Annotated in this window: 17 protein-coding genes; 12 read left to right on the forward strand and 5 right to left on the reverse strand. The window is 69.1% G+C overall.

The window, feature by feature from the left end; genetic code table 11:
* Positions 1-771 precede the first annotated feature (771 nt).
* Positions 772-1,050, reverse strand: a complete 279-nt coding sequence (locus KBX21_RS15660) for a metalloregulator ArsR/SmtB family transcription factor (RefSeq protein ID WP_210842396.1) — start codon at positions 1,048-1,050, stop codon at positions 772-774.
* Between the two features lie 243 nt (positions 1,051-1,293).
* Between KBX21_RS15660 and KBX21_RS15665 the strand changes: the two genes are divergently transcribed.
* On the forward strand, positions 1,294-2,346 hold the full coding sequence (locus KBX21_RS15665) for an LLM class flavin-dependent oxidoreductase (RefSeq protein WP_210842346.1): 1,053 nt from the start codon (positions 1,294-1,296) through the stop codon (positions 2,344-2,346).
* A gap of 167 nt (positions 2,347-2,513) precedes the next feature.
* On the opposite strand, the gene KBX21_RS15670 is transcribed toward KBX21_RS15665, so the two are convergent.
* Together KBX21_RS15670 and KBX21_RS15675 are read right to left on the reverse strand one after the other, a co-directional pair.
* A complete protein-coding gene (locus tag KBX21_RS15670; RefSeq protein ID WP_210842347.1) occupies positions 2,514-3,023 on the reverse strand; it encodes a hypothetical protein in 510 nt (169 codons plus the stop codon).
* 425 nt (positions 3,024-3,448) lie between these two features.
* The gene (locus KBX21_RS15675) at positions 3,449-4,591 is read right to left on the reverse strand and encodes a TIGR04222 domain-containing membrane protein (RefSeq protein ID WP_210842348.1); all 1,143 of its coding nucleotides are present in this window, start codon (positions 4,589-4,591) and stop codon (positions 3,449-3,451) included.
* A gap of 641 nt (positions 4,592-5,232) precedes the next feature.
* Here KBX21_RS15675 and KBX21_RS15680 point away from each other — a divergent pair.
* From KBX21_RS15680 to KBX21_RS15730, 11 genes are all read left to right on the forward strand, one after another.
* Entirely contained in the window at positions 5,233-5,445 is a 213-nt protein-coding gene (locus KBX21_RS15680) for a hypothetical protein (protein ID WP_210842349.1), read from the forward strand.
* A 58-nt stretch (positions 5,446-5,503) separates the two neighbouring features.
* The gene (locus KBX21_RS15685; RefSeq protein WP_247665818.1) at positions 5,504-6,559 is read left to right on the forward strand and encodes an OmpA family protein; all 1,056 of its coding nucleotides are present in this window, start codon (positions 5,504-5,506) and stop codon (positions 6,557-6,559) included.
* Between the two features lie 7 nt (positions 6,560-6,566).
* Positions 6,567-7,091, forward strand: coding sequence for a hypothetical protein (locus tag KBX21_RS26650; protein WP_247665819.1), 525 nt, complete (start codon positions 6,567-6,569; stop codon positions 7,089-7,091).
* Between the two features lie 40 nt (positions 7,092-7,131).
* Complete coding sequence (locus KBX21_RS15695; RefSeq protein ID WP_247665820.1) at positions 7,132-7,812, forward strand: hypothetical protein; 681 nt, start codon at positions 7,132-7,134, stop codon at positions 7,810-7,812.
* 763 nt (positions 7,813-8,575) lie between these two features.
* The gene (locus tag KBX21_RS15700; RefSeq protein WP_210842350.1) at positions 8,576-11,083 is read left to right on the forward strand and encodes a glycosyltransferase family 4 protein; all 2,508 of its coding nucleotides are present in this window, start codon (positions 8,576-8,578) and stop codon (positions 11,081-11,083) included.
* Positions 11,084-11,162: 79 nt separating this feature from the next.
* Positions 11,163-11,534, forward strand: a complete 372-nt coding sequence (locus tag KBX21_RS15705; protein WP_049575069.1) for a hypothetical protein — start codon at positions 11,163-11,165, stop codon at positions 11,532-11,534.
* Positions 11,535-11,613: 79 nt separating this feature from the next.
* Positions 11,614-12,306: a thioredoxin domain-containing protein gene (locus tag KBX21_RS15710; protein WP_210842351.1), complete on the forward strand. Its 693-nt coding sequence runs from the start codon at positions 11,614-11,616 to the stop codon at positions 12,304-12,306.
* Complete coding sequence (locus KBX21_RS15715; protein WP_210842352.1) at positions 12,306-13,019, forward strand: vitamin K epoxide reductase family protein; 714 nt, start codon at positions 12,306-12,308, stop codon at positions 13,017-13,019. The genes KBX21_RS15710 and KBX21_RS15715 overlap by 1 nt, the downstream gene beginning before the upstream one ends.
* Positions 13,020-13,317: 298 nt before the next feature.
* Positions 13,318-14,400 carry a pilus assembly protein TadG-related protein gene (locus KBX21_RS15720; RefSeq protein WP_210842353.1) on the forward strand — a complete coding sequence of 361 codons (1,083 nt, stop codon included), beginning with the start codon at positions 13,318-13,320 and terminating at the stop codon, positions 14,398-14,400.
* 163 nt (positions 14,401-14,563) lie between these two features.
* Positions 14,564-15,529, forward strand: coding sequence for an endonuclease domain-containing protein (locus tag KBX21_RS15725; protein WP_247665821.1), 966 nt, complete (start codon positions 14,564-14,566; stop codon positions 15,527-15,529).
* Between the two features lie 349 nt (positions 15,530-15,878).
* Complete coding sequence (locus KBX21_RS15730) at positions 15,879-16,703, forward strand: hypothetical protein (RefSeq protein ID WP_307869224.1); 825 nt, start codon at positions 15,879-15,881, stop codon at positions 16,701-16,703.
* A 32-nt stretch (positions 16,704-16,735) separates the two neighbouring features.
* Here the strand turns inward: KBX21_RS15730 and KBX21_RS15735 are convergent, their stop codons facing one another.
* Together KBX21_RS15735 and KBX21_RS15740 are read right to left on the reverse strand one after the other, a co-directional pair.
* Positions 16,736-17,890: a right-handed parallel beta-helix repeat-containing protein gene (locus KBX21_RS15735; protein WP_210842354.1), complete on the reverse strand. Its 1,155-nt coding sequence runs from the start codon at positions 17,888-17,890 to the stop codon at positions 16,736-16,738.
* 262 nt (positions 17,891-18,152) lie between these two features.
* On the reverse strand, positions 18,153-19,871 hold the full coding sequence (locus KBX21_RS15740; RefSeq protein ID WP_210842355.1) for an ABC transporter family substrate-binding protein: 1,719 nt from the start codon (positions 19,869-19,871) through the stop codon (positions 18,153-18,155).
* Positions 19,872-19,933: the final 62 nt, after the last annotated feature.

A 19,933-nucleotide genomic window follows, 5' to 3' on the forward strand; every position in this document is an offset into this window, starting at 1 on the left:
TCCGGGGCCCGGAGGTTGGTTCACGTTCACCACAGAACGGGATTCCCGGACATGGACAGAATGGTTCCGCGAAGCGATAGAGTGCATCTGCGGGATCTCGCTTTCTCTCGTTCGTCACACGAGGGATGCGCGGGTTCGATGGGGATTGACTTCGTGGAAGTTGTGATCTAGGGGGAACTTCCGCCAAAGGCACTCCCGCCCGCTCAAGTGGCATTGGATTCGGGGGAATTCACGTTCACCGAGCACGTGGATGTTCCATTCGCCACCAAGGGGCCCCTGCCCCTCTGCTGCCTTCCGTGCGACAGGGTCGCTGGAAGGGAAAGGGGAACAGAGGGTTCGCGGGCCCCGACCGAGAAGGAAAAAAAGGGGGGCACTCGCCGGTCCTGCCGTCTGGGGGGAGAGGCAGGAGCGGAGGCCATCCTCGGTCGCGGCCCCGGTTCGCGTCGGCTCACGAGGAGCCGATCGCGACCGGGGCCGCGGTCCTTCGCCCCCATCCCACGATCGGGACCGACCGTCGAGCCCCCACCCGGATCACGCATACGGCTCCGCTCCGACCAGTCGCCGCCCACCACGGGGACACCCGCGCCAGAAACACGATGAGGGCGGGAACTCAGCGTCACCGGGCTTCGTTGCGCCAGCGTGAGTGAAGACATGACGTGTTCGCGCCGCGGAGCCGCCCCGGTCCCGTCGTCCCCTGGGGGATCGCCCGGACGGAAGCTCACGCCGACTCCGGCACCGCCAGCGCGCGCCACAGCGTCCACACAACAGCGCCTAGTGCGAGTCCCGGCAGCTCAGCACCGTCTCCAGCAGCCCAGGGAACCGTCCGTCGAGCTCCTGGTCCCGCAGCGAGACGAAGCAGCGTGTGCCCTCGGTGCGGTTCTGGATCACGCCGGCGTTGCGCAGGATCTTCAGGTGGTGGCTCAGGGTCGACTGCGCGATCGGCAGTTCGATGTCCTTCCAGGCCCGCTCACCCTCGAAATCGGCGAGCATGCACACGATCCGCATCCGGGTGGGTTCGGCCAACGCGCACAGGACCGTGACCAGATCCACTTCGGCCAGGGCCGGATGCTCATGTCCCTTGGACGGCCCCTTGGGAACCAAGACCCCACCTCCACTTCCTCTGTCCTACAGCCGTTCCGCGCGTTCATCCGAGCGCGTCGCCGCCCCACCGAACCCGTCCGGCGGCCTCGCCGATCCGTGGTCAGGATTTGGTGTGCGTTCAGCGGCGAGTGTACCGTCAATGTTCGATGTTCGTCGATCATCGAATGATTCAGGCCAGTGGGGGTAACTGAGATGACGGAATCAGCTGGGGCAGCACGGACCGAGGCACCGGGGGCAGGGCCCGCCCTGTCCGTCCTGGACCACGCGAGCATCGTCGAGGGCTCCACCCCCGGCGAGGCCCTGCGCGACGCCCGCGAACTCGCCCAGAACCTGGAGCGCTGGGGCTACACCCGTTTCTGGTTGTCCGAGCACCACAACATGCGGGCCATCGCCAGCGCGGCCACCTCGGTCTCCCTCGGCTTCATCGCCGAGGGAACCTCCACCATCAGGGTGGGCTCGGGCGGCGTCATGCTCCCGAACCACTCCCCGCTGGTGATCGCCGAACAGTTCGGCACCCTGGAGTCCCTCTACCCGGGACGCATCGACCTCGGGCTGGGGCGCGCCCCCGGAACCGACCCGCGCACCATGCGCGCGATGCGCCGCGACCACTCCGCCTCCTCGACCTTCCCGCAGGACGTCCAGGAGCTCCGGTCGCTCTTCGAGCCCGCCAGCCCCGGACAACCGGTGCGCGCCGTCCCCGGCGAGGGCCTGCGGGTGCCCCTGTGGATCCTCGGGTCCAGCCTGTTCGGCGCACAGCTCGCCGCACATCTGGGGCTGCCGTACGCCTTCGCGTCGCACTTCGCGCCGAGCGCGCTCCACGACGCGCTCGCCGCGTACCGGCAGGACTTCGCGCCCTCGGACCAGGCCCAGAAGCCGTACGCGATGGCCGGGATCAACGTGGTGGTCGCCGACACGGACGCCGAGGCGAAGAACCTGTTCACCTCGCAGCAGCAGGCCTTCCTGGGCATCATGCGCAACGCGCGTGGTCTGCTGCAGCCTCCGGTCCGGAGCTCGGCCATGGACACGATGTGGCGTCCCGGGGAGAAGGAGCAGACGAGCGCGATGCTCCGTTACTCGTTCGTGGGCTCCCAGGAGACCGTGCGAGGCAAGATCGACCAGTTCGTCGCCGACACCGGCGTGGACGAGCTGATGATCTCCTCGATGATCTACGACAAGACAGCCCGCTTCCGCTCCTACGAACTGCTGGCCGACGCGTTCGGCCCGGCGGCGCCCGCCGGGAGCTGAGTGCGGCACGAAACCCTGACCGGGGGTACTGGTCAAGGGTGCGGAACCGGATCAGGCAGGGTCCGGAACCGCTTCCTCCGGTGACAGGGATGGGGCGGGGTCGTCAGGGACCCCGCCCCGCACTGTCTCCGGCGACCGTCCCCTGAGTGGAGAACGGTCGCGTCGGGCTAGCCCTCCTCCGCGCGTACCCGGCCGTCCTGTTCACGGGCGGCGGCACTGTCGAGTTCCCTGCGCGCGGGGCCGCTCAGCGGAATACGCCGCCACCACCACTTCTCGTCGGTCCGGGCCTCGGCCTCCGGTTCGGCCAGGGCCAGGAGACCGACGCCGTCCTCCTCCGTGAGGGAACGGAAGCCCTCGTCGAGGTCGGCCAGGGCGGAGTCCACGTTCGTGGTGAGTTCCGTGCCCAGGGTGGCGATCCCCCGATCCACGAAGTCGCGCAGGACGAGCGCGGTCACGAGATCGTGGACACCGCAGGCGGAGGGGTCGCCGTCCGAGAGGGTGAGGTCCGCCCGCAGTCTTCGGACGTGCGTGTGCCAGGCGCCGAGCAGGCCCAGCAGGCCGAACTCGTGGCCCGTGGGAATGCGGACCGGGAACTGTTCGAGCCGGTCCAGCTCCTCGGGGGCGAAGTAGCGGCGAAACCACTCCCCCGCCTCTGGTTCCGCTGGTTCCGGAGTCATGGAACTCCTTCTGGGGTGAGCTGGGTCGGTTCTGGGGGCGGGTGTCGGGTCAGCCAGGCGGGAACAGGGCCAGGCGGACACGGGGAGCGGGGTCGGGGGCAGAGGACGTTCGAGACTCGGTGTGGGGGCTTCGTGCCCCGAAATCGGCCCAGGACTCACTCGGGTAGACGATAACGTCCCCGCGCCTCATGCGGTCGGAAAGGTCATCCGGGCGCCGGACATCGAAAGCGGCACGGTTCGCACCGCCACGGGCGACGATTTCCGCCTCCCGGGTCTCCCGAGCCGCCAGGCACACCATCGTGGCACCCCCCACACCTGCCTTCCCCCGCATTCTCTTACGCCGCTCCCCCACACCGCCGGTTCACCCCTTTCCCGGGAACGGGATGCGGAGCGGCCGCCGCGGGTGTAGGGGCACGGCCCGGGGGTCAGTCCCCGCCCCCGCCGCCTCCACCGTCACCGCCACCGGAGTCACCCCCCGAACCGTCACCCGAGCCGCCGTCGAAGAGGCCGCCACCGCCCGAGGAGCCTCCGTGGGAACCCGATGGGCCCGAGCCACCGGAGTCGCCGCCCACCGAGCACAGGCCAGCGAACTCGCACAGGTCGCCCCATCCGAGCTCGAACCCCTCCCGGGGCTCGGGGGTCCGCTCCCCGGCCCCGCCCGAGGACTCTCCGACCAGCTGCGCGGATCCGGAGTCGGTCACGACCCGTACGGCGTCTTCGCTCGAACCGTCCCGTCCCCGGCGTCCCGCGCCCTCACGGCTCATCCGGCCGAGTCCGATCACCGCGGTGTAGCCCAACGCCACCTCCCTCACCATCGAACGTCCCTCGACGCCGTCGACGGAGTAGGTGCGCTCCGCTTCCAGGAGCAGTTCCCGGCCCGAGGGGGTCCTGGTGGAGACGTTCCGACCGCCTCGCCCCAGGTACAGGGCGAAGGAGAGGCCGTTCAGTACGGAGAGGAACCCGCCGAGCACGGTCAGGGCGACCGTCCAGCCGTTCTGTTCATGGGCGGTCACCAGCACCAGTCCGGCCAGGAGCAGCCCCGACCCCACGAAGGAGAGCCGTTGGGAGATCCACCCGCCGTCGTGGAAGTCGGCCAGCGTCCTGGTGAGCTCACCGGAGTGGGCGATCAGACGCCGTTCGGCGAGCCGCTCCCGAAGCCGGTCGATGCCCCGACTGAAGGTGGCGGTCCGGATGATCCCCCGCGCCGTCAACCCCGTGCGGTCCTTGAAAGCCTTGACGATGTCCCTGCGTACCCGGTCCTTCTCGGTGACGTAGGCGTTGGAGGGACCCACCAGGGTGAAGAACCCGCCCCTGGCCTGGCGTCGGACGCGTCCCGAGAGGAAGAGGTCCAGGAGCACCACCTCTCCGACGCGGGTGGCACCGCCCACCAGGTAGGCGAGTTCGGTGGGGGTGAGTTCGTCGGGCCTCGGCTGTCGGCTCGGGGCGGGGACCCCCGAGACGGACGCGCTGATCACACGAATCGCGTTGACCACCTTGACGAGGGGAAACAGACCGATGGCCAGGCCGAGCAGGGCCCCCAGGAGGGGGATGAGCACCGTGGCGTCCAAGATTTCGGGCCTTTCTGACAGGTCGGCCGTTGGGGGCGTCGGCCAGGAGGATCAGCTGGAGCAGGGGGTGCGGCGGTGGAGGTCACTGGGGTAAGGGGGCGAGGAGTGGTGAGCGTCGTGGGCGAACTGGACAATTCAACACCATCGTGCGGACATACCCTCTGGCCTGGGGTTTTGTTTCCACATCACGGATTCGACCCGGGAGAACACGGCGACCACCTCCGTGTCAAATGACCCGATGAAGACCCCCACGGACATCCGAGCCCTCCACCGAGACGAGAGTGCCGACGAGAATCCACCCTTACCTGCGACTTCTCGGACGGAAGGGGGACGGGGAATCCAGAGCGCCTAGGATGAGGCCCGAATCAATGTGGCCACATTCGGCCAGACTCGGGGGTGGGACACCGAGTGATGTCCGATAGTGGAGGGGCACAGGTTCAGGGCACCGCCATGCGCGGACCCGGATCAGTTCAGCCCCGCGAGGAGGTGACCGCGATGACCACGTTCCAAACAGCACGGGCCACACAGAGCGCAGGACGGCGCACCCTTGGGCGCGCCCCGAGTCGGCGTCCGGCCCTCGAACCAGGCGAACACGCCAGCCGCCGTGGCGTCGCAGCCCCAGCCCCCCAAGGAGGCTCCCAGTGAACTTCACGCATCAGGTCTGGGTCAGGCTCAGCTCCCTCGCCCTGCCCAGGGCCGAGCGGAGCAGCGACAGAGGCGCTGGTTTCGTCGAGTACGGGGCCATCCTCGTGTTCGTTGGACTGGTCGCAATGGTCCTCATGAGCAGCGGGATCGCCGACACCATCGTCCAAGGGATCAGCCGGACGATCCGGACCACCCTGACGCCCCCGTAACCTCCGACTGCTTGCGACGACGACCCCCATTGTGAACAGCCAGAGGAGCGGTAGCAGTTTGACGCCCGAGACCAGGCCTCTCTCGGTGGAGGCGAGAGCAGGAGGCATGTCGGCGGCAGCACTGCTCTCCGTGCTTCTGTTCACTCTCTCAGGCTGCGTCGTTGCTTCGGACAGCGCGCCCGAACAACCCCACGCGACATCGGAGGGGTCTGGAGGAGAAGGCACCGATGACGCTGGGACCGAAGAGGACGACCTGGAAGTCATCGCCAGTTCGGTCACCACTTCGACCGACATCGGTTCAGACCTACAAATCGATGTCTACGCCCTTGAGAGGCTGGAGAACGACCTTCTTCGGCTCCGCATGGGAGTCACCAACAACTCCTCTGAGAGCTTCATTCTCGGATATGGCCTGTCCGGCTCGAATGATGAGGACAGCGCGAGCGACATCAGCCTCATCGACAGTGCGAACCAGAAGAGATACCGGAGCCTGAAGCACACTGACACCAGTTGCTTCTGCAATGCCCTCCCCGGAGCGTTGGAAAGCGGATCGACCGAAGAACTCTGGGTCATGTATCCGAATCCGCCAGCCGATGTGCGCAGCATGAGCATCGTCACCCCGCTGACTCCTCCGATGCTGGACGTACCCGTAAGTCGGTCCTCCGAGTCGGTGGAGAGCGGGGACCTGGAAAGCGACGAGGTTCTCAACCTCACCCTGATTTCCGACAGCCTGGATGGAGACCAGACCGGACGGACCGAGAGCGGAGACGAGGTGAGCATCATTCTTTCCTCGGACGTTCTCTTCGACACGGGCAGCTCCGATCTCAGCAACGAGGCTCAGGAGATCCTCGAACAGGTGGCCCAAGAGATCGATGACGCGGGCTCGAGCGTGGTCTCCGTCGACGGATACGCCGATGACACCGGCAACGACGCGGTGAACCTCCCGCTCTCCGAGGATCGTGCCGCGAGCGTTGAATCCTCCCTGATCGGGCTGATCACCCGCGAGAGCATCACTTTTGAGGCCGCGGGCCATGGATCCGCGGACCCTATTGCCAGCAACGCCACCGAAGAGGGACGCGAACGCAACCGCCGTGTGAGCGTCACGTTCGAGAAGTAGAGGTCTGATGAAGCGAATCGTCCGAGCCGTCGGGGCCGCCGTTCTGCTCGCGGTTCTGCCCGCCGTCACCTCTTCTGGCGCGCTGGCCGCCTCGGTGCCGATGACTGAGAACCTTGATTCTCTGGGAACCGCGGAATCGAACGAGGATTTCAGCTCGGGTCTGTCCGCCGAGGTCCACTCTGCAGAGAAGGACGGAGCTGAATCCTTCCTTTCCGTAACTTGGAGCATCCGGAACGACAGTGGCGAGGACGTCTACTTCGACTGGCCGACGGGGGATTCGTATCTGTACGAGAACATTCCCTACTCCGGCGTCACGGCGACTTCCGCGGACATGGCCACTCGGTTCCACCCGATCATGGACAGCTCCAACGCGTGTCTCTGCTCCGGGGTTTCGTCCATCGACTTCAAGGAACGGATCGGCCCGGGTGAGCAGGTAGCGTACTGGTCCATGTTCTCGGTCCCCGAAGACGTCGACGCGATCAACCTCGAGATCCCAGGCTTCGCTGACGTCGAAGACATCACAGTCTCCTGAACACAGCCCCCGATCGTCCCGGACTCTTCTGGAGGCGGAGTTGACCACCCCTCACCGTCCCGAGCTCGGGGACACCCGCCGACCCTCCTCCAACCGGCCCCCCAACCGTTCGGACGGGCGCGACCGCCCTCCTCGGATGTCCGTGTGGCGGCAGAGGCTCCTGCGCCTTTCCAGGCCCCCTCGGGACACCGGGCGGGACCGCGGGGCCGCGTTCGTGGAGATGGGTGCGGCGGTCATCCTGGCGGCGCTGATCATCACCACCGTCTACGCCTCCGGTGTGAGCTCCACCTTCAACGAGGGTGTCCGGCAGATGGTGTGTCTGGTGAACGGCCCCGGCTGCGGTGACCGGACCTGGGTGGACGAGGACCGCCCGGACGAACCGGAGCAGTTCGAGTGGGGCTCGGGAAACTCCAACGCCAGCGACAACAAGAACCTCGGCATGCAGGCGGCCGCCGCCGACCCGTACAACTGGACCGACCAGGAGTGGACCTGTCTGGACGGTCTCTGGGGCGCGATGTCCAACTGGGACTCGGGGATGGTCGATCCGACGACCGGCGCACGCGGGATCGTCGGGTTCAACCCCGCGGAGCACGGCTCGTTGCCCTCGGGGTTCAATGACAGCGCGTCGGCGCAGATCAGCTGGGGTCTGGGCTACATCCAGGAGGCCCACGGCTCCCCGTGTACCGCGTGGCGGTACTGGCAGAGCACCGGGTACTACTAGGCGGGAGCCGTCCGCGAACCCCGGTGCGGACCCACGGTTCCTCTCACCGTGCGCGACCTGGCATTTCCTTAGGGTGGCCGGATTCGGCCAGGGGAAGTCCGCTCACAGCCGGGATTTTTGACCGCCCATCCGGCAGAGTGTCCATCGCAACCAACGTTGCGTTGCTCCCGGCGAGACGTTGTGGGTGGGTCAGGCACCGATCGTTGGATCGAGACCGGCGTTCACCGGCCGGGGGCGGAGAATCCGCCTGCGGTCGAGCGTGTGCGCCCACGTGCGGGAGGCGCACGGCGGTGCGGCACGACCACAGACCAGGAGACGGCACCCGGACGGGGGACGGGCCCCGTTCGGGTGGGTCGGGTTCGGTGGTCGGGGATGGTGCTCGGACCTGGAGGGTCTCCGAGCACTCGCCCCGACCCGGTTTCCGGAACCCGGCCGGGCTGTCTCCCCCACCGCTCCCCCGTCCCGAACACCGGCTCCCCTTGCCGAGGGACGGGGGAGCGGACCTCACCCCCGGAGCCCAGGAGCCAGGCCCTGGTGTTCGCTCGCGCCACGACCGTGTGAACGCGCCGCAAAACCCCCACAGTTGGCAGCAAACCTTTGGACAGTACGGGACAGATTCGGACTTTTAGGCCCATATCGCCCATAGCCTGATCCCTCAATCCCCACCGAGCCCCGGCCAGGAGTCGGCTCGGTGTGGGGGGACGGGGCCGGGACCCTCTCGCGCGCATTCGGCGCGGGGCGGTCTCGAGGACATGGGGGCTCGATGAGGATCGCCTATCTGATCAACGACATGTACGGCATCGGTGGCACCGTGCGCACGGTCGCCAACCAGGCGGCGGCTCTGTCCGCCCGGCACGACGTGGAGATCGTCTCGGTGTTCCGGCACCGCGCAGATCCCGTGCTCCCCGTCCCCGCACAGGTCAGCCTGCGTCCCCTGGTCGACATCAGACAGCATGACGAACGGTCGACCGGGGTGGACGGGCGCCCCCTGTACGAGGGATCGGAACGGGCCGGTCTGCCCCCGCTGCTCTTCCCGCCGGAGGACGGTCGCGGGAGCACGCACAGCCGCCTCACCGACGACCGGCTCGAGGAGTACCTGGCCACCACCGACGCCGACGTGATCGTCGGGACCAGGCCCGGACTCAACGTGGTGATCGCACGGGCCGCGCCCAGCCGGGTCATCAAGATCGGCCAGGAACACCTCACCTACGAGCAGCACTCCGAGGAACTGATCCGGGTCATGGCGGCCGAGTACCCCAACCTCGACGCGTTCGTCACCGTCACCGAGGCGGACGCGCGCACCTACGCGGCACGGATGCCGCTGCCGGGGGTGCGGCTGCTGTCCATCCCCAACTCGGTGCCCGCTCCGCCCTTCACCGTGAACGGTCACGACACGCGCACGATCGTCTCCGCGGGCAGACTGGCCCCCAGCAAGCGGCACGACCTGCTGGTCCAGGCGTTCTCCATGGTCAGCGAGGAGTTCCCCGACTGGACGCTGAGGATCTACGGGCGGGGCAGCCGACGCGGGGCCCTCGGCAGACTGGTGGGTTCCCTGGGACTCCAGGACCGCGTGTGGCTGATGGGACCGCACCCGAGGGTCGAGGAGGCATGGGCCCAGGGCTCGTTCGCCGCGGTGACCTCCAGTGAGGAGCCCTTCGGAATGACCATCGTGGAGGCCATGCGCTCCGGGTTGCCGGTGGTGAGTACCAACTGCCCCCACGGTCCCGCGTCCATCATCCGGGACCGGGAGGACGGCCTCCTGGTGCCGAACAGGTCCGCGCCCGGGATCGCCGAGGGCCTGGCCCAGCTCATGGGTGACGACGAGATGCGTCAGCGCATGTCGTCGGCGGCGCTCTCCGGATCCGAGCGCTTCGACCCGGTCAACGTGGTCCGGTTGCATGAGGAGCTGTTCTTCGACCTCGCCGGAGCGGGGACGCCGTCCTCGCCGGTGGCGGCCGTGCCCGCGCCCCGCCCGGAGCTCCCCGCCGCCTGCCGGGTGGAGGTCGGACCCGACGGAGTGACGGTGCTGTCGTTCGGCCCGGCCGAGTGGAGGTCCGGGGCCGTGGCGGGTCGACTCCCGAACCGGTTGGTGCTGACCAAGAAGGGAAGGCGGGTCGAGCTGCTGCCCGAGGCCGACGGACGGTTCCTGGTGGACGCGTCCCGAACGGGGGACGACACCGAGGGGCCCGGGGGTGAGCCGCCGAAGGGTCTGGTCACCGGAACGTGGCAGGTGTTCCGGGTGGACGACGGTGTGGAGGCCGCGGTGCGCGACGTGGAGATCCACCAGCACGGCTTCCCGCTGGCTCCCGAGCGGACCGGAGAGCTCTCCATCGTGATTCCCGCGCGGTCGGCGAAGGGGCGCCTGGTGCTGCACGTGCGGCGTTCGGCGCACCACGCGGAGATCTCGCACGTGGAGGTCGCGGACGGGCTGATCACGGTGCAGGGGCGGGTCCTCGGTCGGCACCTCCCCGACGCGCGCGCACGACTGGTCGTGAGGCTGCGGACCTCCCAGCAGACCAAGCGCGAGTTCCCCTCGGCCGTCGCGGCCGGAGGTGAGTTCACCTCCGTGATCGATCCCGAGCTGGTGGTGCGCGGGAGGGAGGGCGACTCCGAGAAGTGGGAGATGCGCGTGGTCCTGTCGGACGGCACCGAGTACACCGTGGGCCGACACCTGTCCGGGGTGGTCGGGTACAAGAAGATCATCGAGTACGCGCCCCAGAAGGTGCGGCCCGAGCACGGCCTCGGCACCAGGGTGCGCCCGTACTACACGGTCAACGACCGACTGGGACTGCTGACCGCTCCGTTGGCGCCTTCGCTGCCGGTGGACCGGGTCCGCGTGCGCCCGATGGGCTGCCACGGCGACCAGCTGTACATCGAGGTGGCCCTGGGAGCCCCGGTGCCCGTGGACACGAGCTTCGCGCTCGAGGTCGTACGGGGCACCGGCGCCGGGCAGCGGTTCCCACTGGAAGTGATACCCGCCCAGCCGGGGGGCGAGGCGGGGCGTGTGGTGGGGATCCTGCCGTTGCTCGACCACGACGACTACCGGGGGCTGTCGGCGCTGCGCGCCTCCTGGCAGCTCAGGTTGAAGGCCGGTCCGGCGGGGGCCCTGGCCAAGCTGGGCGCGAAGGCGGTTCCGGACCGGACCGCCCGCCGGTGGAGCCATGGTGCGTACGTGCGGTCCGCGACCGTCTCCCCACTGGGTTCGGGGGATCTCAGGGTCACCGTCGCCGACGTCCACCTGGTGGAGGCCATCAACCGCCGTATCCACTGAGACAGACCCGGGGAGCGCCGGGGCCGGGTCGGCCCACCCCGGCCTGGACAACCGTGAGCACACCGCTACAGTTCCCCTCATGAACGGGCACACCACGACACGGCGGTGGGGCACCCTCGTGGTGCCCCTGGTGGCCGTCGTCGTGCTGTGCTTCCTGTGCGCGTTGTGTTATCCCGGCGAGGGTTCACCGGGGGAGGCTGGCTCCCGGGTCTCCACGGAGTGGTCCGCGGCCTCCGACCCGGCCGAGGATTCCGGTTCCTCGCACGTCTGCCCCACCCCGGACGAGCGTGGCCTGTTGACCGCGCAGCCGATGCTCGCCCTCGGATCGGCCCTGGTCCTGTGTGTGCCCGCACTGCCCCGGGTCGGGCCCTCCCCACGCCGCACGCGCGGGGACCCCGCTGGTCCGCACGGCCACCGCCTGCTCACCCTCCTCTGCGTCCAGCGGGTCTAGGAGCACCGACGAGCCCCACCCCGTGCTCGTGGGGCTCACACGCGTGCCCTCGTTCGCAACGGACCACAGGAACCCTCACATGAGCAAGAACCTGATCATCACCCTCTGCCTCCTCGTCGTCGCCGCCCTCGGGATCGGCCTGCTCGTCCACCTCGACAGGGACGAGGCCGCGACGGCCCAGGGCGGCGCCAGACCGACCGCGCCGGGATCCTCACCCGAGGCCCAGCCCACCGCCCCAGCCGACGTGCTCGTTCGGGACGACAGCCGCTACCTCGACCGGGTCGAGGACGCCCGGGTCACGGTGGTGGAGTTCCTGGACTTCGAGTGCGAGGCCTGCCGCGCCCAGTACCCCGCGATGGAGCAGATCCGGGAGGACTACGAGGGCCGGATCAACATGGTGATCCGCTACTTCCCGCTCCCCGGTCACCTCAACTCCGGCCCGTCCGCGGCCGCGGTGGAGGCCGCCGCCCAACAGGACGCTCTGGACGAGATGTACCAGCTGATGTTCGAGACCCAGGGCGAGTGGGGAGAGTCCCGCGAGGACCAGAGCGAGGTGTTCGTGGGCTTCGCGGAGGACCTCGGCCTGGACATGGACGAGTTCGTGGAGACCATGGGGTCCGAGGAGACCGAGGCGCGGGTCCAGGCGGACTTCGACGACGGTCTGCTGTTGGGCGTGCAGGGCACCCCGACCATCTTCGTCAACGGCCGTCTGGCTCCGAGCATGCCGACCCCGGAGGTCCTTTCCGCCATGATCGACTCGGAGCTGGAGTGATGGCCGCCTCCGTGCGTCACGTCGGCGCGGCCGGTTCCCCGAACCCGCTTCCCGGTGCGGACGTTCCCGTCGTCAGTCGGACGCTGCCATGGCTGCTCGTGGTGGGCGGGCTGGTCGGCCTGATCGCGGCCGCCGCGCTCCTCGTGGAGAGGATCCGGGTCCTGGCCGACCCCGACCACGTTCCCGCGTGCAGCTTCAACCCGGTGCTCTCCTGCGGGACGGTGATGGTGACTCCGCAGGCCGAGGTGTTCGGTGTCCCCAACCCGCTCGTCGGAGTGGCCTGCTTCGCGGTGGTCACGGCCGTGGGGGCGGCCCTGCTCGCGAGGACCGAGCCCAGGACGGGGGCGCGAACGGGACAAGGGACCGTGCTGGGAGCGGGAGCCGACCTCGGGTTCCGTCGGTGGTTCTGGCTGGGTCTCCAGGCGGGGTGCCTGTTCGGTGTGGTGTTCGTGCACTGGTTGATCTTCCAGAGCCTGTACCGGATCGGAGCGCTGTGCCCCTACTGCATGGTGGTGTGGGCGGTGACGATCCCGCTCTTCTGGTACGTCACGCTGCACAACCTGCGATCCGGGCACGTGCCGGTTCCGAACGCGCTGCGTCGCCCCGTCGGGATGCTTGCGCGCAACCACACCGTGGTGCTGACCGTGTGGGGCGTGGTGATCGTGGGCGCGGTCGCCGAGGCCTTCTGGAGCTACTGGACCACCCTGCTGTAGGGAGACCGCCGCGGAGCGGGCTACCGGCACCCGGCCGCCCGCTCCGTGTTCCGGAGACGCGGGCCGCGTGATGGCGACCGGGTTCTCCCGCCGTGTCACCGTTGTCACCTGCGGTGACGGGCCGGTCGTCCACAGGGTCCACGGCTCTGCCTTTCCCTGCCGCGCCCGCGCGGGTTAAGCTGCGCCAGGCAGGGGTTTCTCGGTGTCCACGCGCCCGGCCCCGCTGCTCCCGACCGACCGACTCCTCCCGCTCCCGCCTCCCCCGCCCTCCGCGCGGGGACCGACCCCCCGGACCGCCATGCGAAGGCCCACTTTCTCCCCGGTACGCAGACGCCATCTCCAGGGTCGCCGCGACGACGGTCAGGCCAATGTCCTTCTCCTGTTCGGTCTGACCCTGAGCCTGCTCGCGCTCACCGTGCTGTTCGTGCGGGTGGGCGCGGCCAACGACATGCGTTCACAGGCGCAGACGGCCGCGGATGCCGCGGCGCTGGCGGCTGTGGCGGGGCTCCGGGACCACGCGGCCCGCCAGCTCGCTGACGGGGTCCACCCCATGCCCCGGTATGACGAGGAGATCGCCGAGACACGCGCCGAGACGTACGCCCGCAACAACGGCGGCGTGCTCACGGACATCCGGGCCAGTGACAACGCCATGGGCCGCTTCGGCAACATCGTCCGGGTGGAGGTGCGCGGCGCGCTCTGTCAGAAGGAGCTGACGGAGGACGGGTCCCGTGCCTGGAACGACGTCGTGTGCGACGGCGAGGAGGACGACGCCACGTCCTTCGAGGGCACCGCGGCCGCCGTCGCGATCATCGACCTCTCTGCGGACTGCGGCCGCGACGGCGACGGACTGGTGTGCGGCGGCGACGCCGTCACCGACGAGGAGCAGGCCTCGTCCTACTTCGACGTGCACCTCATCGACCGGGAGGGCCAGTTCAAGTTCGACCCGAACTCCGTGTTCGGCGGCGGGGCGATCACCGACTGCGGTTCCCTCGGCGGGCTCCACCCACAGATGTGTGCGGCGCACGAGGCGCTCAACCAGGAGTTCCCCGGCTTCTACCTGAGCGCGGGCGGGTACCGGGACGAGGACGGCAGCGACCACGGCTACGGCGAGGCGGTGGACTACATGATGGCCGACCTGGGCGCGACGCCGACCCCGGAGATGGACGCGACCGCCGTCGAGGTGATCGACTTCCTCATCGCGAACGCCCAGGACCTCAACATCAAGGGAATCATTTACAACTACCACATCTGGAGCCCCAGCAGGGATCGTTCCGGGCCCTGGATGGAGGTCAAACGTCCGGCGAACACGGTGTACAACATCCCGACTCTGGACCACGTGGACCACATCCACCTGTCCGCCGGTCCACCGCCCTTCCGGTAGTCCCCACAACCACGTCTCGTCCACGGGGTCGAGCGGGCAGCGGTCCACGGTCCCGCGCCGGTTCCCCCGTCGTGTGCTCCGGCTCCCTCAGCCCCCGCGGCGGGTTGTCCACAGATTCGGATCGGGGCTTGTCCGGGGTGACCCGGCGGCCGAACCTGGAAGCATGAAGCGAGACCGCCGTGCTCCCTCTGGTTGTTCCCCGCTCTTCCCGCTCCCCCGCCCCGTGCCCCGGCCCGGACCACGCCGCAGGGAACCCCCGCCGCGACGCCCCTCCCCGCTGACGAGTCCGCCGACCGACCACGACCTCCTCCTGCGCACGCTGCGCCCCGTCCTGGCCCAGCTGTCCCCGGACGCGGTGGCCTTCGGTCGGACGGCCGCCTACGTGTGGGGAGTCGACCTGCATCCCCAGGGCACCTCCGTCACCCGGAACCGGCTGCACGTGGCGGTACCTCCGGGAGTCGAGGGCGCTGCCCGGGCCGGGGTCATCGCGCACCGTGAGCGCCTCCCGGAGGCCGAGCGCACCCGGGTGCACGGGGTGCGGGTGACCACACGGGCGAGGACCGCGCTGGACGTGGCGGTGCAGTCGACCTCCCTGTACGCCGCGACCGCGGCACTGGACCGCTTCCTCGCCCTGGGCCTCACCTCGGAGGAGCGGTTGCGGGCCGCGGCGCTGACCCACCCCCGGCGGTCCCAGCGACAGCTGCGGCGGGCGCTGGGGCTGGCCGACGGGCGCAGCCAGTCGCCCGCCGAGAGCTGGACCCGGGTCCTGTTGCACCAGGTGGACCTGCCCAGGGCCGTGCCACAGTGCTCGGTCTCCACCATGGAGGGCGACTTCAGGGTCGACCTGGGCTGGCCCGCCTACCGGGTGGCCGTGGAGTACGACAGCGCGGAGCACCACTCGCTGCCGATCGACCGCGCCCGCGACCGGCTGCGGTACCGGGCCATGGAGGAGGCCGGGTGGATCGTGATCTCCATCGGGGTGTACGACCTGTGCGCTCGCCCGGCCGGGTTCCTGCGCCGGGTGATGGCGGCGCTCACCGAACGGGGCTGGTCGGGGACGCCGGAACGCACGGCCGGGGCCTGGCGGTCCATCCGTCGGATCGAGCGCCATCCCCCGCGGTTGGGCTAGTCCGTTCCCGGCGGGGATCGCGCGGCCCCATACGGCCACATGCGGACACCGGACGGACGCGTACCGTGGCCGACCGTCCCGGGCGCGCCCGGGTCACGGATTCGGGCGGCGGGACCTGGCCCCTGCCGCACCCTGGTCGAACGTGTCCGGGGCCGCGTGGTGGGGCCCCGGAGGTCGGCGCCGCCGGGCCCTCCGTACACGGCCCCGGGCCCCGTGACGGGCCGCCCGATCGTCAGTGGTGACAGCGATGATGTTCGCCCGATCCCCGAACGGAGCGGTGAGTTACCGCGTCGTACTCCGCGTAAGCGGTACCCCCCGATCGTCGAGCCGCAGAATCGAGGCGTTGTCAGTGTCGACGTCGATGCCGTCCACGGAGCAGGAGCTGGAGGAGGTCCCCGGGCAGCCCAACTGGCTGCTGAGCCTGCTGGTGGCCGTGGCCAGCCTGGCGGTGGTCGCCAGTGGTTGGAGCGTGGCCCGGCTGACGCTGGACGGGGAGTCCGCGGTGCCACCGCTGGCGGACCCGGTCGGGGTGGAGTCACCACTGGTGCGGGCCGTGGACGCCGACCCCTCGGACCCGGAGGTGTTTCTGGAGTCGGCCGTCCAGAAGGTGCGGGACGCCCCCGCCTTCCACGTGAGCTACACGCGGACCGTGGAGGATGAGGAGCCCGCCCAGGGGTGGGCCCGCCACGAGCCCGGCTCCGACACCGCCTTCGAGCACTACTTCGAGTCGTCCGAGGGGGTACGGGTCCACCGCTACGACCTGCCCGGCACCGGTTTCATGATGACCGCCGAGAAGGGCCTGCCCGGCATGACCGTGCTGACCCAGCCCACGGAGGCCGACCGCCGCCTGTGTTCGGAGGAGTTCGTCCTCGGCGTCCTGGAGGACCTGGTGGAGACCGCGACGGACCTGGAGCTGGTGGGCTCGGAGAAGATCGATCTCCCCGAGAGCACCCGCGGGGTCGGGGCCAGCACGCACACCGCCTACCGGTACTCGGGGACCTTCGCGACGGAGGCGGGCGACTACCTGCCGGAGCCCGGCCGCAACAGCCTGGTCCAGGTCCCCGAAGCCCGGTTCGACCTCTGGGTGGACGAGGGCGGCCACCCGCGAAGACTCAGCTACACCGCCCCGAACGGGTTCGGTGAGACCTACGAGTACCACCCCGTGGAGACCTAGGAACCGCTCCGGCAGCGTGCGCAGCGCGGCGGTCAGTCGATTCCGGCCCGGCTCATCACCAGCTCGGGGACGTTGACGGTGTCGTCGAGCTCATAGGCGTAGGGCGGGTCGGGCACGGTGCCGCGCGGCTCGGGCTGGTCGGAGTCGACCAGCAGGTTGTCGCGGGTGACCACGTTGCCCGGTTCGTCGGGCTCGGTGGACACGGAGACCGGGGTGTTCTCGAAGTAGTTGCCCTCGACCAGCACCTGGGAGCCGTGCGAGGACTGGACGCCGTACTCGGGGTTGGCGCGGAAGTAGTTGTTGAAGACATGGACGTGCTCGGCGTTGCGGGCACGCGGATGACGCTCGGAGGTGCCGTCGAAGAAGTTGTGGTGCACGGTGACCCGCAGCGCGCCGGGCTCGTCGTCGCCGACTCCCACGGTGACCGCGGACTCGGCCTCGGTGAAGTGGTTCCAGGAAAGGGTGACGTGGTCGGCGCCGTCGGTCACGGAGATCAGGGAGTCGTCCTCACCACCGGAGAAGGTGGAACCGTCCACCCACACGTGGTGGGCTCCTCCCCTGATCGTGACGGCGGGTCCCGCGGAGACCATGCCCAGGTTGGCGAGGATGACGTTGTCGGCACCGTCCACGGCAAGGCCTCCGCCGGTGAACTCGGCGCCCTCCCCCACACCGAGGAGGGTCTTGTCGGAGGCGACCCGGACAGTGCCGTCGAGGTCGATCCCGCCCTCCACCTCCACCACGAGGGGCTCCTCGGCCCCCAGGTACTCGGCCAGCTGGTCGGCGTCGGTCGCGGTCACGGTCTCGCCGTCCGCACCTCCGGTCACACCGGGGTGTTCGGCCGGGGCGTCCTCCGCCGGGTCCTCCGCCTCCTCGGAGTCGGGGTCCTCCTCGTCCGCCGAGGCCTCCGCGTCGTCTCCGGAGTCCCCGTCCGCCTCGTCCTCGTCCACCGGGCCAGCCAGCGCCATGGGCTGGTCCGCCCAGCCGACAGGAGTGCCGAAGGGCCACTCCTCCTCGGGCCTCTCCGGGGGCGGGCTGGACTCGTCCGCCTCGCCGGTGTCCGGGTCCAGGGCGGCACCGACGGGGGGTTCGGGCGTGTCGTCCGCGTCCTCCTCCTGCTGGGAGCAGGAGGTGAGGGCCACACACAACAGAGCCGCCAGGCAGGCGGCGGCGAGAGGGTGGAGTCGCATCTGGAACTTTCCAACGAGCGGGGCGGGGGGAGGGGAGGTGTCGGGCTCCGACGATTCTCTCAGGCGGGGGGAGACACCGAACACACCGCCCGCGCGGTCCCGCCCCGTGCGGGCACGACGAAGGGCGCCGTCCCCCGTCCGACGGGGGCCGACGCCCTCACTCTCACGTTTCGCGATCACTCACCGTGGCCGCGAGGGCTCCCCGGTGCCCGGTGTGGACACCGGTGACGCCCCTTGGAGGCACGTCACCCTGGGGTGGCGCCTAGTCCTCCTTGGCCCAGCCGATGTCCTCGTACACGTAGTCCGAGGCCAGACCGAACTCACCCCAGTTGTGCAGGTTCTCGTCCATGATCCACAGACCGGGACGCTCGAACAGCGGGATGGTGACGACCTCGTCCCACAGCAGCGCGTCGATCTCATTGGCCTTGGCCGCATAGGCTTCGGGGTCCGGCTCCAGAGCGAGTTCATCGTAGAGCTCCTCGACCTCCGGGGTGGAGTGGCGACTGCTGTTGTTACCCCAGTCTTCACCGTCCTCGTCAAGCGGCATGCCGTAGTTGCCCTTGGAACTCGAGGAGAACGGGCTGGTGCCGGTGAGGACGAATCCGGCCATCTCGTAGTTGCCGGGGATGACGTACTCGGAGAACAGGGCATTGCCGGGAACGTGCTGGACGTCCACCTCAATACCAACTTCGGCCAGCATCTCGCGGGCCATGTCGCCCTCGTCCTGCGCCAGCGTCATGTCGTCGGAGGCGACGTAGGCGAGGGTCAGGGTGTCACCGTCCTCATTGGTACGAAACTCCTGGCCCTCCTCCAGGGTCCATCCAGCCTCGTCGAGCAGCTCTGCCGCGCGCTCCAGGTCTCGGGTGCCGAGCTCACCGCTGTTGTCCTGGTAGCCGTTCTGGCTGGATCGCAGAAGACGGTTGACCTCACCGGTGATGGGCCAGTTCACGGCTCCGAGGGCGACCTCGGCCATGGTGTCCCTGTCAATGCTCAGTGCGACGGCCTGACGGACGCGCTTGTCCTCCAGTCGCGGACTGGAACCGTTGATGGAGAGGAAGCGATGGCCGTGGTTGACCGCCTGGGTGAAGTACGCGCCGTCATCCTCCTTGTCCTTCAGCAACTGGTAACCGGCCGCGTCATAGCCGAGGTAGAAGCCGTCGACTTCACCGTTGTTGAAGGCAGCGGGCTGTGCGTCCAACGCCATGGCGTCGAAGATGATGCGGTCGAGCTTGGCCTCGGCCCCCCACCAGTCCTCGTCCTTGTGGATGGTGATGCGCTCCGCGACGTCGTCGAACTCCACGTCCCCGAAAGGACCGGCGGTAACGGGCATCGCCTTGTTGAACCCGGAGTTGAACAGCTCCGCGTCCTCCATGTACTCCTTGGGGTACAGAGGGGAGAACAGGGTCGGCCACTCGCCGTAGGGCTCGGTGAAGGTGAGCGAGAAGGAGTACTCGTCCTCCCCTTCGACGAACTCGTCGATCCATTCGTAACCGACGGTGGAGCCGATCTCGAAGTCGGAGCCCCGCTCGCCCGTGCGGGTGATGACGGTCGCCTCGTAGTCCTCGGAGGTGACCGGGTTGCCGTCCGACCACACGGCGTCCGGGTTCAGGGTGTAGTCAAGCTGGAGGCCGTCGTCACTGAGCTCGTAGTCGAGGACGTACTCCTCACGCGGGAAGTAGTCACCCTCGGCGGTGTAACGGCTGGCGGAGGGCAGAACAGCGGCGGCCACGCGGCGGACATCCGCCTTGTTGCCCTGCACGTGGTGCATGTTGTGCTGCTCTTCGTACTGGCTGAGCGCCCAGACGAAGGTGCCACCGTCCTGGAGTTCGTCACGGGGCGCAGGGTTCAGGTCTTCGGGTGGAAGCTCCGCGACCGCCTCCTGAGCGGCTTCCGGGTCGTTTCCGTCGTCACTACTGCACGCGCTGGCGAGAAGCACCAGGACCGCGGCGGGGGCGAGATAACGCGCCTTCCCGATTCGCATGGGGATCTTCCTCCTGTGAGTGTCGGCCAGTACGCGGGGTGGTACTGGCCTCTGCCGTCTCG

The organism is Nocardiopsis sp. B62 (assembly GCF_018070675.1).
Taxonomy (GTDB): Bacteria; Actinomycetota; Actinomycetes; order Streptosporangiales; family Streptosporangiaceae; genus Nocardiopsis; species Nocardiopsis prasina.

What these genes read in the sequence shown, in the direction of transcription:
- KBX21_RS15725 (WP_247665821.1), top strand. Translation starts at nt 14,564, where the DNA reads ATGAAGCGAGACCGCCGTGCTCCCTCTGGTTGTTCCCCGCTCTTCCCG.
- KBX21_RS15735 (WP_210842354.1), bottom strand. Translation starts at nt 17,890, where the DNA reads ATGCGACTCCACCCTCTCGCCGCCGCCTGCCTGGCGGCTCTGTTGTGT.
- KBX21_RS15705 (WP_049575069.1), top strand. Translation starts at nt 11,163, where the DNA reads ATGAACGGGCACACCACGACACGGCGGTGGGGCACCCTCGTGGTGCCC.
- KBX21_RS15715 (WP_210842352.1), top strand. Translation starts at nt 12,306, where the DNA reads ATGGCCGCCTCCGTGCGTCACGTCGGCGCGGCCGGTTCCCCGAACCCG.
- KBX21_RS15670 (WP_210842347.1), bottom strand. Translation starts at nt 3,023, where the DNA reads ATGACTCCGGAACCAGCGGAACCAGAGGCGGGGGAGTGGTTTCGCCGC.
- KBX21_RS15700 (WP_210842350.1), top strand. Translation starts at nt 8,576, where the DNA reads ATGAGGATCGCCTATCTGATCAACGACATGTACGGCATCGGTGGCACC.
- KBX21_RS15665 (WP_210842346.1), top strand. Translation starts at nt 1,294, where the DNA reads ATGACGGAATCAGCTGGGGCAGCACGGACCGAGGCACCGGGGGCAGGG.
- KBX21_RS15710 (WP_210842351.1), top strand. Translation starts at nt 11,614, where the DNA reads ATGAGCAAGAACCTGATCATCACCCTCTGCCTCCTCGTCGTCGCCGCC.
- KBX21_RS15740 (WP_210842355.1), bottom strand. Translation starts at nt 19,871, where the DNA reads ATGCGAATCGGGAAGGCGCGTTATCTCGCCCCCGCCGCGGTCCTGGTG.
- KBX21_RS26650 (WP_247665819.1), top strand. Translation starts at nt 6,567, where the DNA reads ATGAAGCGAATCGTCCGAGCCGTCGGGGCCGCCGTTCTGCTCGCGGTT.
- KBX21_RS15720 (WP_210842353.1), top strand. Translation starts at nt 13,318, where the DNA reads ATGCGAAGGCCCACTTTCTCCCCGGTACGCAGACGCCATCTCCAGGGT.